The organism is Kocuria sp. APC 4018 (assembly GCF_030407675.1).
Taxonomy (GTDB): domain Bacteria; phylum Actinomycetota; class Actinomycetes; order Actinomycetales; family Micrococcaceae; genus Kocuria; species Kocuria rhizophila.
The window spans coordinates 1-13,690 of record NZ_JASDCY010000019.1; the positions used below are offsets into that span (position 1 = coordinate 1).

Genomic DNA, 13,690 nt, shown 5'->3' on the forward strand with positions numbered 1-13,690 from the left:
CCTCTGGCCCGGGCGTGACGGCCCGGGCGGATCCGTGGGGGCGGAACGGGACGGGGCGGCGTCGGGTGCCCCGCAGGGACTCGTGTCCGCGACGGGGCCCGCGTCCGACGCAGACGCGTGGCCGGACGTGCTGCCGGGAGCGGTCCCGCTGCAGTAGAGACCGTACTTGTTGATGTACTGCACCACGCCGTCCGGCACGAGGTACCAGACCGGCTTGCCCGCGGCCACCCGGGCGCGGCAGTCCGTGGAGGAGATCGCCATGGCCGGGACGTTCAGCAGGGACACGCTCTCCGATCCCACGGGGGCGGAGAGCACGTGCCCGGGGCGGGTCACGCCCACGAACCGGGCCAGGCGCCACAGCTCCTCGGCGCCCTTCCACGTGAGGATCTCCGCCATGGCGTCCGCGCCCGTGATGAAGAACAGCTCGGCGTCCGGGCGCTGGGCGTGCAGGTCCCGCAGCGTGTCGATCGTGTACGTGGGCCCGTGACGGTCCACGTCCACCCGGGACACGGTGAAGCGCGGGTTCGACGCCGTGGCCACCACCGTCATGAGGTAGCGGTGCTCGGCGTCCGTGACGTCCTGCCCCGCCTTCTGCCACGGCTCACCCGTGGGCACGAAGACGACCTCGTCCAGGTCGAACACCGCCGCGACCTCCGACGCGGCCACGAGGTGCCCGTGGTGGATGGGGTCGAACGTGCCGCCCATGACCCCCAGCCGGGTCCTGCCCGGGATGCGCGGGGGAATGGTCAGGTCCGTCTCGGCCGTGACCACCGGGGCACTCGTGGGATTCACTCCAGGCGGTCCGGCGTCAGTGACGCGGTGCGGCGTGCACGCTGTCGAGCATGGCCTGCTCGTCCGCGGGCAGCTGCGAGGGATCGTGGTACTCCCCGACCACAGGGGCCTTGCCGCGGGAGGAGAAAGACATGGCGGCCAGCAGGCTCACGACGAAGAGCACGAACGCCACGATGCCGAACACCGGCGCCATGGAGAGCAGCTCCTCGTTCACGTGGTGGGCTCCCTCGGAGGCCACGAGGGTGGCGTTGGACAGCAGGTGCAGCGAGCTCATGCGTTTCCCTTCTCGGACCGGCGGCGCCGGTGGTGTGGTGCGGCGGACGTCTGTCGCGCCACGTCCGTTCCATGGTACGTCTCAGGGGCGCACGTGACCGTCACCCTGGACCACCCACTTGGTGGTGGTCAGCTCCTCCAGGCCCATGGGGCCGCGCGCGTGCATCTTCTGCGTGGAGATCCCGATCTCCGCACCGAGTCCCAGCTGGCCGCCGTCGGTGAACCGCGTGGACGCGTTGACCATGACCGCGGCGGAGTCCACCTCGGCGGTGAACCGCTCGGCGTTGGCGAGGTCGTTGGTGATGATCGCCTCGGTGTGGCCCGTCGAGTAGCGGCGGATGTGCTCGATCGCCGCGTCCAGCGAGTCCACCACCTTCACCGCCATGTCCATGTCCAGGTACTCGGTGGCCCAGTCCTCGTCCGTGGCCTTGAGGTGGTCCGAGCCCGGGGGCAGCAGCGCCGCGGCGCGGTCGTCCACGTGCAGGGTCACACCGGCCTTGTCGAGTGCGGCGAGGACCTCCTTGCCGGTCTCCTCCGCGTCCGCGTGCAGCAGGAGGGTCTCCGCGGAGTTGCACGTGGAGGTGCGGTGGGTCTTGGAGTTGACCACCAGCCGGGTGGCCATCTCCGCGGGCGCGGAGGCGTCCACGAGCACGTGCACGTTGCCCTCGCCGGTCTCGATCACGGGCACCGTGGCGTTCGTGACCACGGACTGGATCAGACCGCGCCCGCCGCGCGGGATGAGCACGTCCACCTTGCCGCGGGCACCCATCAGGGCGTTGGCGCCGTCCCGCCCGTAGTCGTCCACGGTCTGGACGCAGTCCACGGGCAGCTTGGCGTCCGCGAGGGCGTCCCGCAGGACACCCACGAGGGCCCGGTTGGAGTCGAACGCCGCGGAGCCGCCCCGCAGCAGCACGGCGTTGCCGGACTTCACGGCGATCCCGGCGATGTCCACGGTCACGTTGGGGCGAGCCTCGTAGATCACGCCCACCACGCCCATGGGCACGCGCACCTGGCGCATCCGCAGCCCGTTGGCCAGGGTCTGCCCGCGCACCACGGAGCCCACGGGGTCCGGCAGCGCGGCCAGCTCGCGCAGCGCGTCCGCGAGTCCCCTGATGCGGGCCTCGTCCAGCTTGAGGCGGTCCAGCAGCGCCGCAGAGGTGCCGGCCTCGCGGCCGCGCTCCAGGTCCCGCGCGTTGGCTTCGAGGATCACGTCGCGGCGCGACTCGATGCGGTCCGCCATGAGGTGCAGCGCCCGGTCCTTCCAGGCACGCGGTGCCCTGGCGAGGGTGCGCGCGGCCACGCGGGCGTCGTCGGCCATCAGGCCCACTCCGGTGACGGGATCGTCCCCGAACGTCTCCTGGGCGGTCAGTACGGACGTGTTCTCGGCCATGGTTCCTCCTGCGGGTGTGTGGCGGGCGGTGCGGTCGGTGTCGTACGGGTCCGGCGGCTGCGGTGTCCGGAAGCGGGCGGCGGGCCCGGGCAGGACAGTGCCCGGTACGACGCCGCCGCGGGGCTCCGGTGTCAGCCCGGGGTGCTCACGTGAGCTTGGTGCGGGCCGAGCGGGGGCGCAGGTTCACGAGGTTGTCCACGTGCACGAGCTCGCGCGCGTAGTCCTCCCCGAACTCCTCCCCCAGCTCGTAGGTGCGCTTGCCGAGCATCCCGGGAATCTCGTCCGAGCCGTAGTTCACGAGCCCGTGGCCCACCTCGGTGCCGGTCGAGTCCACCATGGACACGGGGTCTCCCGCGCTGAAGGTGCCCTCCACCGCGGTGACCCCCGCCGCGAGCAGGGAGCGCCGGCCTCGGATGGCCTCCACGGCGCCGTCGTCCAGGGTGAGGGTGCCCTTGATGTCCGCGAGGTGCGCGAGCCACAGCAGGCGCACGTTGCGCCGCCCGCCAGTGGTGGCGAACCACGTGCCCACGTCGTCCCCGGCCAGCGCGCTCTCGATGTTCGCCGCGGAGGTCACGAGCGCCGGGATGCCCGACGCCGCCGCGATGCGCGCGGCCTGCACCTTGGTCACCATCCCGCCGGAGCCCACTCCGGCGCGGCCCACGGTGCCGATCTCCACGCCCTCGAGGTCCGCGATGGGGTCCGTGACGGTGGGGATGCGCTCGCCGCCGTCCTTGGGCGGGCGGGTGTAGAGCGCGTCCACGTCCGAGAGCAGCAGTAGCGCGTCGGCCTTGATCAGGTGCGCCACGAGTGCCGCGATCCGGTCGTTGTCGCCGAACTTGATCTCGTGGGTGGCCACGGCGTCGTTCTCGTTGACGATCGGCAGGACCCCCAGGTCCAGCAGCCGCTCGATCTGGCGGTGCGCGTTCTTGTACTGCGAGTGGCGCATGAGGTCCTCGGCGGTCACGAGCACCTGCCCCACCGTGACGTCGTAGCGCGCGAAGTGCTCGGTGTAGCGGGAGATGAGCAGACCCTGACCCACCGACGCCGCGGCCTGCTTGGTCGCGAGGTCCTTGGGCCGCCTGGACAGCCCCAGGGGCTGGAGCCCGGCGGTGATCGCGCCCGAGGACACGAACACCACCTCCACGCCCTGGGCCTTGATGCGCCCGAGGGCGTCCACGATGGAGCGCAGCGCGTTCTCGTCGATCGAGTTCTCGATGGAGGTCAGGGACGAGGAGCCCACCTTCACGACCACGCGCCGCGCCTTGGGCAGCTCCTCGCGGCTCTCGATGGCCGAGCGCCGGTTCTTGCCGCGGCTCTCAGTGCTGAGCTGGATCGCGGACTTCGAGGCCTGCTGCTCCACGGCGGAGACGTCGATGGTCTCGGTGGGGGTCTTCTCGTGGTGGGTCACTTCTCGTTCGTCTCCTTCGTCTCGGACGTGCGGCGGCGATCTCGTGCGTCCACGGACTCGGTCCAGATCCCGGCGCGGCGCTCCTGCTCGAGCTCCGCGCGGGCCTCGGACTTCGCGTCCATGCGGTCGTAGAACTGTTCCCGCTTCTCGCGGCGGGTGGGTCGGGAGGTCTCCTCGAGGCGCAGGTCCGAACCGCGGGGTCCGCCCAGTAGCTCGGCGCCCCCCACCATGGTGGGCTCCCAGTCGAAGACCACGCCGTTCTCCTCGGGTCCGATCAGCACGGCGTTGCCCGGCTTGGCACCGATCCGGAACAGCTCGTCCTCGATGCCCAGCTTGGCGAAGCGGTCCGCGAGGTAGCCCACGGCCTCGTCGTTGTTGAAGTCCGTCTGCAGCACCCAGCGCTCGGGCTTCTCGCCCCGCACGTGGTACAGCGGCTCCTCGGCGCGGTCCTCGCGGGTGATCACGAACTCGTGGCGGTCCTTGCCACGACGACGCCGCGCGGGCTCGGGCTGCAGCACCGGCACGGTGCGGCGGCGCTCCTCGCGCTCTTCCTCCTGGGCCCGTGCCTCCGAGACCAGGCGAGCCATCGCGAAGCTCAGCTCCCGCAGCCCCTCGTGGGAGGCCGTGGAGATCTCGAACACCGGGTAGCCGCGCTCCTCGAGCTCGGTGCGCACGAAGTCCGCGAGCTCCCGGGCCTCGGGCACGTCCACCTTGTTGAGCACCACCAGGCGGGGCCGCTCCGTGAGAGGAATGGAGGACGGGTCGTCGTCCTCGATGTCCTGCGCGTAGTGGGCGAGCTCCGCCTCCAGCGCGTCGAGGTCGCTCATCGGGTCGCGGCCCGGTTCCAGGGTGGCGCAGTCGATCACGTGCACCAGGGCGGCGCAGCGCTCCACGTGGCGCAGGAACTCCAGGCCGAGTCCCTTGCCCTCGGACGCGCCCGGGATCAGACCGGGAACGTCCGCCACGGTGAAGCGCGTGTCGCCGGCCTGGACCACACCCAGGTTGGGGACCAGCGTGGTGAAGGGGTAGTCGGCGATCTTGGGCCGCGCGGCACTCATCGCGGCGATCAGGCTGGACTTGCCGGCGGAGGGGAAGCCCACGAGCGCGATGTCCGCAATGGACTTCAGCTCCAGCTCCACCTCCTGCTCCTCGCCCGGGGTGCCGAGCAGCGCGAAACCGGGAGCCTTGCGCTTGGGAGACGCGAGCGCCGCGTTGCCACGTCCGCCCATGCCGCCGGAGGCCAGCACGTACTCGCTGCCCTCCCCCAGCAGGTCCGCGAGCACGTTGCCCTCGCGGTCCTTGACCACGGTGCCGTCCGGCACGGAGAGCACGAGGTCCTGGCCCTTGAAGCCGTGGCGCATGTCCCCCTTGCCGGGCTCCCCGTTGGGCGCCTTCTGGTGCGGGGCGTGGTGGAAGCCCAGCAGGGTGGTGGACTGCCCGTCCACCCGCAGGATCACGGAGCCGCCGTCCCCGCCGTTGCCGCCGTCCGGGCCGCCGAGCGGCTTGAACTTCTCGCGCTTGACGGAGACGCAGCCGTGGCCGCCGTTGCCGCCCGTGGCGTGGACGATGACTCGATCAACAAAACTGGCCACGTGGCTCCTCGGATTCTGGGGTCCCCCGCGCGGGGCGGGGAGACGGGGCTGTCCTGAAAAGACTAGAGGGTGAGCGCGTGACGCGCCCACCCTCCAGTGGTCGCCGTCACGCTGCGGTGACGGCGGGTGGACCCTGGGGTCCGGAAGAACTGACTACTCGGCGGTCTGGATGTTGACCACGCGGCGGCCACGACGGGTGCCGAACTCGACGACACCGGCGGCCAGGGCGAACAGGGTGTCGTCCTTGCCGCGGCCCATGTTCAGGCCCGGGTGGAAGTGGGTTCCACGCTGGCGGACGATGATCTCGCCGGCGTTGACGGACTGGCCGCCGAAGCGCTTGACACCCAGGTACTGGGCGTTGGAGTCACGGCCGTTGCGAGTAGAGCTCGCACCCTTCTTGTGTGCCATGGTGTGTGCCTACCTTCGTTGGAAATGTATGGGGGACCGGGAAATCAGGCGTCGATGCCGGTGATCTTGACCGTGGTCAGCTCAGCACGGAAGCCCTGGCGCTTCTTGTAGCCGGTCTTGTTCTTGTACTTCATGATCGAGATCTTGGGACCGCGCAGGTTCTCGATGATCTCGGCCGTGACCTTGACGTCGGCCAGGGTCTTGGAGTCGGAGGTGACCTTGTCCCCATCGACCAGCAGCAGCGCAGGAAGCTCTACGGTGCTGCCTGCCTCGCCAGCGACGCGGTCAAGGGTCACGAGGTCTCCAACGGAAACCTTCTCCTGGCGGCCGCCTGCGCGGACAATCGCGTACACCACTTGGGAACTCACTTCTCTCGACATCTATGGACTGCGTGTAAAGGTCGGGTGGGCTCCTGCCGGACTGCGAATGTCGAGACATCACGCCGCGGTGGTCTGTGACCGACCCGCTCTCTGCGTGGCTGTCGCACCGAGAACAGGAAGTTCACCCGAGTGTGCCGTGTCCGGGCGCATGAAAACGACTATGCGCACACCGGTGTCCGGCACCGACAGTCCAGACTACCCGATCCCCGGAAGTCACGCCACTCGCGGGCTCTCCGCCGTGCGGGATCAGCCCTCCTGGCGTGCGGTGGCGGCCGAGGTCTGCGCGAAGAACTCGAGCTCCAGGTGGCACGCGCGCAGGAAGGCGCGGCGCATGGCCTCGCGCGTGGCAGTGTCCGCCTGCTCGGCGGCACGGTCCACGGCGGCACAGGCCACCTCCGTGGCGGCGTGGAACTGCGGGTCGTCGTAGGTCTCGAGCCAGTCCGCGAACGGGTGCCCCTGCAGCCCCGTGCGGCGCGCCCGCTCCGTGAGCTCCGCCCCCACGTGCGCGTAGAGCCAGTAGCACGGCAGGACCGCGGCGGCACCCACCGCGAACCCGTCCTGCCCCGTGCGGGCGAGCAGGAAGTCCGCGTACGCGCTCGTGGTCCCGGAGGGCTGTTGCGGGGCGCGCCCGTCCAGCCGCGCGCGGTGCAGTGCGGACTCCCCCGTGACCACGGCGGCCGACGCCGTGGCGAAGAACCCCCGGGTGCCCTCCTCGGGAGCCGCCGCCGCGAGCAGCGCGAGGGCCCGCGAGTAGGCGTCCAGGTACTGCATGTCCTGGTCCAGGTAGCGCTCGAACTCGTCCCGCTCCAGCGTGCCGTCCCCCAGCCCCACCACGAAGGGCAGGACCGCGATCTGCTCGCGGATCGGCGCGCTCGCCTCCCAGAGCTCGTCGGTGAAGCGTGTGCCGGGATCCTCGGTGCCCCCGCACGACGCCGCCGCGTCACCAGGCGCGGACACGTCCCCCGCCGCGGCCTGCGCTGTGTGTCCGGCCACCGCAGCACCGTGTGCCGGGGTGACAGCGGGAGCGGCGCCGTGCCCCGGGGAGGCTGCGGGAGCGGCGTCGTCGTCCTCCCCGCACGCCGCCGCCACGAAGGCGGGGTCCGTGACGAGGTCCTGGACGTGGTGGAAGTGGTGGACCGGGCCGTTGCCGTGGCCCACGTGCAGGAAGTCCGCCGCGCGCAGCGCACCGCGCAGCCAGCGGCGGGCGGTGTCGATCCCCTGTGCCCAGTCCCCCGTGCGCGCCACGACCGTGGCCACCGCAGACGACAGCGAGCACCCGGTCCCGTGTGTGTTGCGCGTGGCCACTCTCGTCCCCGAGTACTGGGCCACGGGCTCGGCCCGGCCCGGGACCACGAGGGCGTCCGGGGTGGACTCCCCGCTCAGGTGCCCGCCCTTGACCAGCACGCGCGTGCCGAAGGTCTCCGCCACGGCCCGGCCCTGCTCGAGCGCCTCGTCCCACGTGGTGACCACGGGCCGCTCCGCGAGCACGGCGAGCTCGGGCAGGTTGGGGGTGATCAGGTCCGCGTGGTGCAGGATGCCGCGCAGCGCGTCCTCGGCGTCGGATGCGAGCAGACGCCCCCCGGCGGTGGCCACCATGACGGGGTCGATCACGACCACGGGCGCACGGTGGGCCGCGAGCCACGCCCCCACCGTCTCGATGACGTCCACCGAGCCGAGCATCCCGACCTTCACGGCATCCAGCTCCACGTCCTGCGCGACGGCGTCCAGCTGCGCCTGCAGCACGGACACGGGTGGGGTGTGGACCGCCACCACGCCCTGCGTGTTCTGCGCGACCACCGCAGTGACCACGCTCAGCCCGAAGCCGCCCATGGCGGCGATGGACTTCAGGTCCGCGGCGTGCCCGGCACCACCCGTGGGGTCGGTGCCGGCGATCGAGAGGACGCGGGGGGCGGGGACAGAAGGCGTGGGGTTCACGACATTCCCTTCGCTAGTACGAGCTAGATCAGGTTCTACGGGTGTGTTCTCAGCCGCCGTACGGCACCCCGTGCACGTGGTCCCGATCATGCCACAGGAGCGCCCGGACGAGTCCGAGCGCTCCTGTGGTGGGTGGCCCCCGCGGTCCTCCCGGGAGGGCCGCGCGGGGCGTCAGTCCCCCTTGGGGGTCATCGTGATGTCCCGGGCGCTCACGCCCACACCCACGATGGTGGGCTGGCCGTCCGAGGAGGCCGAGCCCACGGGCGCGGCCGCGGCGGTGAACCGCGTGGCCGAGCGCTCGGCGGCGTGGTACTCACGGGTCTCCACGCTCCCGGCACCCGGTGCGGCCGTGGGAGCCACGGCGCGGCGGGAACCGCGGCGGCGCCTGGCAGGAGCGGTGTCCGTGGTGGACGCGGCGGGCTGTGCCGTCGTGGCGCGCCGGGACGGGTCCGGCTGTCCAGCCCCGCCCTCGGACGGCGACTGCTTCTGGGCGTCCCGCTCCGGCGCGGAGCCCTCGGGCTGCTCGGACCGGGTCTGCTCGGCGTCGGACGACGCGGCGCCGTTGCCGCGACCCCGGCCGCGCTGGCCCGCGGAGCGTCCCCCGCGGCCCTTCGAGCCCTCGCCGCCCCGCCGTCCGGAGCCGCGACCGGACCCGGTGCGGTCCTGCGACGCGTCCTCACCGGAGTCCTCGGCCGAGAAGGCTGCGGAGAGCGAGTCCAGGGTGAGCGCCTCCTGCTCCGCGCGCTCGTCCTTCTGCCCCTGCGGGAGCTCGATGACCTCACCGTGGATCGTCAGGCTGGACCCGGCGTCACCCGCGGCGTGCTCGCCGCGGGGCTCGGAGGCACCGTTCCCACCGTTCTCGGTGGCGGTGTCCTCGCCCTGGTTCCCACGACCGCGGCTGCGCTTGCCGCGACGCTTCTTCCGACGCCGCCCGCTCTCGGAGTCCGCCGCACCGTGCTCGGACGCCTGCTCCGGACCCCGGTTCCCGTGCTCCGTGTGCTGGGCGGTCGAGTCCTTGTGCTCGGCTCCGCCGCGGGAGCCGCCCTGCGCGTCATCGTCCTCATGGGAGGAGGCGGCCGCGATGTTCGCGAACGCCGTGCGGGCGGCCTCGTCCCGGGCCTGCTGCTGGTCGTCCGCGCCACCCCGGTTGTTCGACCGGGATTTGTCCTGCGGCTGGTTCTGCTTCTGCCGCGAGCGCTTGCGCTCGTTGCGGTTGCCGCCGCGGTGGTCCGGCGCGGTGGCCGTGGAGCGACCCTTGAGGGGGTGGTCGTGGACCACGACGCCGCGGCCCGCGCACTCCTCGCACGGCTCCGAGAAGACCTCGAGCAGGCCGGTGCCCATGCGCTTGCGCGTCATCTGCACGAGACCCAGGGAGGTCACCTCCGCCACCTGGTGCTTGGTGCGGTCACGGCCCAGGCACTCCACGAGCCGGCGCAGCACGAGGTCGCGGTTGGACTCCAGGACCATGTCGATGAAGTCCACCACGATGATCCCGCCGATGTCCCGCAGCCGCAGCTGGCGCACGATCTCCTCGGCGGCCTCGAGGTTGTTCTTGGTGACGGTCTCCTCGAGGTTGCCGCCGGAACCGGTGAACTTGCCGGTGTTGACGTCCACCACGGTCATGGCCTCGGTGCGGTCGATGACGAGCGAGCCGCCGGAGGGCAGGAACACCTTGCGCTCCAGGGCCTTCTGGATCTGCTCCTCCACGCGCATGTGCTCGAAGAGGTCCTCGTCCTCCGTCCAGCGCTGCAGCCGGTCCAGCAGGTCCGGGGCCACGTAGGTCACGTACGCCTCGATGTTGTCCCACGCCTGCTCGCCCTGGACCACCATGGCGGTGAAGTCCTCGTTGAACACGTCGCGGACCGTCTTGATGGTGAGGTCCGGCTCGGCGTAGAGCAGTTCCGGCGCCAGGGTCTTGGTGGAGCCCGCCTTCTCCTGGATCTGCTCCCACTGGGAACGCAGCCGGTTGATGTCGTTGGTCAGCTCGGTCTCGGACGCGCCCTCCGCAGCGGTGCGCACGATCACGCCCGCGCCCTCGGGCAGCCGGTCCTTGAGGATCTTCTTCAGCCGCTGGCGCTCCACGTCCGGGAGCTTGCGGGAGATCCCGGTCATGGACCCGCCGGGTACGTAGACGAGGTAGCGCCCCGGCAGGGACACCTGGCTGGTGAGCCGGGCTCCCTTGTGACCCACGGGGTCCTTGGTGACCTGCACGAGCACCGTGCTGCCGGGCTTCAGGGCGTTCTCGATCTTGCGGGGCTTGTTGCCGAGCTCCGCGGCGTCCCAGTCCACCTCGCCGGCGTAAAGCACGGCGTTGCGCCCGCGTCCGATGTCCACGAACGCGGCCTCCATGGACGGCAGGACGTTCTGCACCTTGCCCACGTACACGTTGCCGATCAGCGAGTCCTGCGTGGTGTGGGAGACGAAGTGCTCCGCGAGGATCCCGTCCTCGAGCACGCCGATCTGGATGCGGTCCTCCTTCTGGCGGACCAGCATCTTGCGCTCCACGGACTCGCGGCGGGCCAGGAACTCGGCCTCGGTGATCACGTGGCGGCGGCGGCCGAACTGGCGGGACTCGCGACGGCGCTGGCGCTTGGCCTCCAGGCGCGTGGAGCCCCGGACACCGACCACCTCGTCGCTGCCCGTGCCCTCGGACGCGCCGCGCGGGGCGCGCACCCGCGTCACGGAGCCGTCGGAGTCGTCCACGAGCTCCATGTCCTCGTCCCCGCGACGACGCCGCCGGCGCCGCCTGCTCGAGACGCTCCCGTTCTCGTCGTCCTCGTCCTCGTCGCGGTGCGCCGCACGCTCAGCGTCGCGCTCCTGGGCGGCCTCGCGCAGGCGGGCCTTCTGCGCCTCGGCCGCACGGCGGATCTCCTCCGGGTCCGGGGCGCGGAACAGCAGCGAGGCACCGGGGCCGAAGGCTCCGAAGTCGTCCTGCGTGGGGGGCTGGGTGCTCTCCTGCGCGGAGCCGTCGTCCTCGGACGCCGTGTTCTCGGCCGAGGCATCGGTGGCCTTCTCCGCCGCGGCACCGTCCTTCTCCGCGGTCTCCGTCTTCTGGGACCCGGTGTCCTGGCCCGCCGCGGCGTCGTCGTCCGCCTGGTTCGCTGCGGTTGCTTCGTTCGTGGCCTCGGTCGCCCGCTCGGCCGCCTCCTCGGCGGCGGGCTCCGGGGCGGCGGGGACCTCGCCTGCGTCGACGGCGGCGGCCGTGGCGATCGCCTGGCTCGTGCCGTCCACGGGGGTCACCGTGGCCTCGGGGGTCTGTGCGGTGGTGTCCTGTTCAGGTTCCATGTGCAGTTGTGCTCCTGCTCGGGGCACCGTCCGCACCCGGGCCCGAGGTGTGCTCGGTCGGTCGAGCCGGTGTTCTCCACGCGGCCGCCGGAAGTCGGTGTCGTACCCGCGGGCGCGGCCTGTGGGGCGCGCTGTCCGCAAGCCGGCGGATGCCCGAGTCGCTCGGTCCGTGGGACCGCGAACTTTAACCGGTGGCGGACGCGCTCGATCCTGTGAGAGCCGCGGGTCCGTACCGATGGTTGTCGGTGCTCCTGCCGGGCCGGTGTCTCACGTGCGGCTTGAGGACCGACCGCGCACCAGTATCTCACAGTCGTCCCCTGTGGCCGCGCATCCGGGTGGTGCACGCCACAGCTCCACCGCGGTGAGAGCCACCGGAGGCGCACCTCTGCGCGGCACGTCCCCCGGCCGGTGGTCTACGATCGGGCGCGTGAGTTCAGCATCCCGCCCCGCACCCACCACCGCCACGGGACACCCGAGCGGTACCCCCTCGGACACGGTTCCGCCACCCGTGACGCGCTCGGACCGCACCTGGGGGGTGCTGGCCGTGGTCCTCTCCCTGATCGGCTTCGCGGCGTCCGCGGAGCTCGTGGCCGAGCGGCTGGCCCTGTACCAGGACGCCGGGCACCGGGCGAGCTGCGACATCAACGCGTGGCTGGCCTGCGGCACGGTCATGCGCACCCCGCAGGCGGAGCTGTTCGGCTTCCCCAACCCGTTCATCGGGATCGTGGCCTACGCCGTGGTGCTCGCCGTGGCGGTGGGGGTGCTGGCCGGGGCGCGCTACGCCCGCTGGTTCTGGTGGCTGCTGTGGCTCGGGATCGCCGCCGGTTCCGTGTTCACCCTGTGGCTGTGGTGGCAGACCACGTTCCACATCAACGCCCTGTGCCTGTACTGCATGATCGTGTGGTGCGCGCAGACCTACCTGCTGGCCCACACGACGGCACGGATGCGCCGTGCCGGAATGCTCGGCGGCGCCGGCCGGGAGGGCGCCGGCTCCACCGCGTGGGCCTGGCTGCTGGGCACCGCGGTGCTCGTGGTGGTCTTCGGCGTGGTGGCCGTCCGCTTCGCGCCGGCAATCCTCGGCTGACGACCCCTGGCACGACGACGACGGGGCGGCACCCACGCTGGGTGCCGCCCCGTCGTCGTTCTCACCGTCCAACGGCCCGTGCCAGCCGTCAGACTCGGCACGCGCCGTGGTGGTGCGGGTGTGGCTCAGGCGAACCAGATGCCGATCTCGCGCTCGGCGGACTCCGGGGAGTCCGAGCCGTGCACGAGGTTCTTCTGGACCTTCTCGCCCCAGTCCCGGCCCAGGTCCCCGCGGATGGTGCCCGGGGCGGCCGTGGTGGGCTCGGTGGCCCCGGCGAGGCTGCGGAAGCCCTCGATCACGCGGTCGCCCTCCACCACCGCGGCGACCACCGGGCCCGAGAGCATGAACTGCACGAGCGGCTCGAAGAACGGCTTGCCCTGGTGCTCGGCGTAGTGCTGCTCCAGGATCTCCCGGGTGGCGTGCACGAGCTTGAGCTCCGCGAGGGTGTAGCCCTTGGCCTCGATGCGGGCCAGGATCTGACCGGTGAGGCCGCGCTCGACGCCGTCCGGCTTGACGAGGACGAGGGTGCGCTGGGACATGGGTCTCCTTGGTGTCGGGGTGGAGGTGCGGGAGCCCTGGTGGGCCCCGCACCCGGTTCGGGACCGAGCCTAGCGAACGCGGGACCGCTCGTGGGGTCGCGCCCGCCCGAGTGGCTCACACCCGGGGGTTCTCTGCCTCCCAGCGGCGCTGCTCCTCGGCCCGCTGCACGTTCTCCCGGTCCATGCGACCGCCCTTGACCACGGCGTACCACCACGCGAGCGCGCACAGCGCCCCGATCCAGAACATGGCGGGGACCACGAAGCCGGTGGCGATCAGCACGAGCTGCAGCACCCATCCGGCCGCGTAGCCCCACGGCCTGCGCAGCACCGCGCACAGCAGGACGAACAGCAGCGCGAGCACCACGGAGCCGCCCATGAGCCACAGCTTCTGGGGTGTGCTCCAGTCCTGCGTGAACAGCCCGTAGGCCGTGAGCGCGGCGAAGAACACGATGAACGCCTCGATGCACAGCACGCAGGACGCGAACATCATGCGGATCGAGCGGGGCTTCTTGGGCTGGCCGGGGCGCCACTCGCGCTGGGCCTTGGTCATGCGGGCCATGCGGCTCCTTCCAGGGGTGCGGTCACGAGGGGTGCGGGCGACGGG

Annotated in this window: 12 protein-coding genes and 1 riboswitch; of the genes, 1 reads left to right on the forward strand and 11 read right to left on the reverse strand. The window is 71.8% G+C overall.

Going from position 1 to position 13,690, the window contains the following annotated elements:
* The 9 genes from nadD to QL985_RS05330 all read right to left on the reverse strand — a co-directional run.
* Positions 1 to 732 (reverse strand): nicotinate-nucleotide adenylyltransferase (gene nadD, locus QL985_RS05290; protein ID WP_290147598.1); only part of this gene is annotated, 732 nt, incomplete at its 3' end.
* Positions 733 to 808: 76 nt separating this feature from the next.
* On the reverse strand, positions 809 to 1,066 hold the full coding sequence (locus QL985_RS05295) for a hypothetical protein (RefSeq protein ID WP_039101256.1): 258 nt from the start codon (positions 1,064 to 1,066) through the stop codon (positions 809 to 811).
* Positions 1,067 to 1,147: 81 nt separating this feature from the next.
* On the reverse strand, positions 1,148 to 2,455 hold the full coding sequence (locus QL985_RS05300; RefSeq protein ID WP_259906182.1) for a glutamate-5-semialdehyde dehydrogenase: 1,308 nt from the start codon (positions 2,453 to 2,455) through the stop codon (positions 1,148 to 1,150).
* A 145-nt stretch (positions 2,456 to 2,600) separates the two neighbouring features.
* Positions 2,601 to 3,863, reverse strand: coding sequence for a glutamate 5-kinase (gene proB, locus QL985_RS05305; protein ID WP_259906180.1), 1,263 nt, complete (start codon positions 3,861 to 3,863; stop codon positions 2,601 to 2,603).
* On the reverse strand, positions 3,860 to 5,455 hold the full coding sequence (obgE, locus tag QL985_RS05310) for a GTPase ObgE (RefSeq protein ID WP_039101258.1): 1,596 nt from the start codon (positions 5,453 to 5,455) through the stop codon (positions 3,860 to 3,862). The genes proB and obgE overlap by 4 nt, the downstream gene beginning before the upstream one ends.
* Before the next feature lie 153 nt (positions 5,456 to 5,608).
* On the reverse strand, positions 5,609 to 5,863 hold the full coding sequence (rpmA, locus tag QL985_RS05315; protein WP_012398199.1) for a 50S ribosomal protein L27: 255 nt from the start codon (positions 5,861 to 5,863) through the stop codon (positions 5,609 to 5,611).
* Between the two features lie 44 nt (positions 5,864 to 5,907).
* Positions 5,908 to 6,219: a 50S ribosomal protein L21 gene (gene rplU, locus QL985_RS05320; protein WP_259906186.1), complete on the reverse strand. Its 312-nt coding sequence runs from the start codon at positions 6,217 to 6,219 to the stop codon at positions 5,908 to 5,910.
* Between the two features lie 270 nt (positions 6,220 to 6,489).
* Complete coding sequence (locus QL985_RS05325; protein WP_259906178.1) at positions 6,490 to 8,178, reverse strand: bifunctional hydroxymethylpyrimidine kinase/phosphomethylpyrimidine kinase; 1,689 nt, start codon at positions 8,176 to 8,178, stop codon at positions 6,490 to 6,492.
* A riboswitch (TPP riboswitch) is annotated at positions 8,166 to 8,259 on the reverse strand. It overlaps the preceding gene by 13 nt.
* Positions 8,260 to 8,349: 90 nt before the next feature.
* On the reverse strand, positions 8,350 to 11,463 hold the full coding sequence (locus QL985_RS05330; RefSeq protein WP_259906177.1) for an Rne/Rng family ribonuclease: 3,114 nt from the start codon (positions 11,461 to 11,463) through the stop codon (positions 8,350 to 8,352).
* 427 nt (positions 11,464 to 11,890) lie between these two features.
* Between QL985_RS05330 and QL985_RS05335 the strand changes: the two genes are divergently transcribed.
* Positions 11,891 to 12,547: a vitamin K epoxide reductase family protein gene (locus QL985_RS05335; protein ID WP_035884944.1), complete on the forward strand. Its 657-nt coding sequence runs from the start codon at positions 11,891 to 11,893 to the stop codon at positions 12,545 to 12,547.
* A gap of 125 nt (positions 12,548 to 12,672) precedes the next feature.
* On the opposite strand, the gene ndk is transcribed toward QL985_RS05335, so the two are convergent.
* Together ndk and QL985_RS05345 are read right to left on the reverse strand one after the other, a co-directional pair.
* Positions 12,673 to 13,086, reverse strand: coding sequence for a nucleoside-diphosphate kinase (gene ndk, locus QL985_RS05340; protein ID WP_012398194.1), 414 nt, complete (start codon positions 13,084 to 13,086; stop codon positions 12,673 to 12,675).
* Positions 13,087 to 13,201: 115 nt separating this feature from the next.
* The gene (locus tag QL985_RS05345) at positions 13,202 to 13,645 is read right to left on the reverse strand and encodes a DUF4233 domain-containing protein (RefSeq protein WP_019309032.1); all 444 of its coding nucleotides are present in this window, start codon (positions 13,643 to 13,645) and stop codon (positions 13,202 to 13,204) included.
* Positions 13,646 to 13,690: the final 45 nt, after the last annotated feature.

Bases quoted from the DNA above. Each gene is read 5' to 3' on its own strand.
- QL985_RS05295 (WP_039101256.1), bottom strand. From the start codon at position 1,066: ATGAGCTCGCTGCACCTGCTGTCCAACGCCACCCTCGTGGCCTCCGAG.
- ndk (WP_012398194.1), bottom strand. From the start codon at position 13,086: ATGTCCCAGCGCACCCTCGTCCTCGTCAAGCCGGACGGCGTCGAGCGC.
- QL985_RS05345 (WP_019309032.1), bottom strand. From the start codon at position 13,645: ATGGCCCGCATGACCAAGGCCCAGCGCGAGTGGCGCCCCGGCCAGCCC.
- QL985_RS05300 (WP_259906182.1), bottom strand. From the start codon at position 2,455: ATGGCCGAGAACACGTCCGTACTGACCGCCCAGGAGACGTTCGGGGAC.
- rpmA (WP_012398199.1), bottom strand. From the start codon at position 5,863: ATGGCACACAAGAAGGGTGCGAGCTCTACTCGCAACGGCCGTGACTCC.
- QL985_RS05330 (WP_259906177.1), bottom strand. From the start codon at position 11,463: ATGGAACCTGAACAGGACACCACCGCACAGACCCCCGAGGCCACGGTG.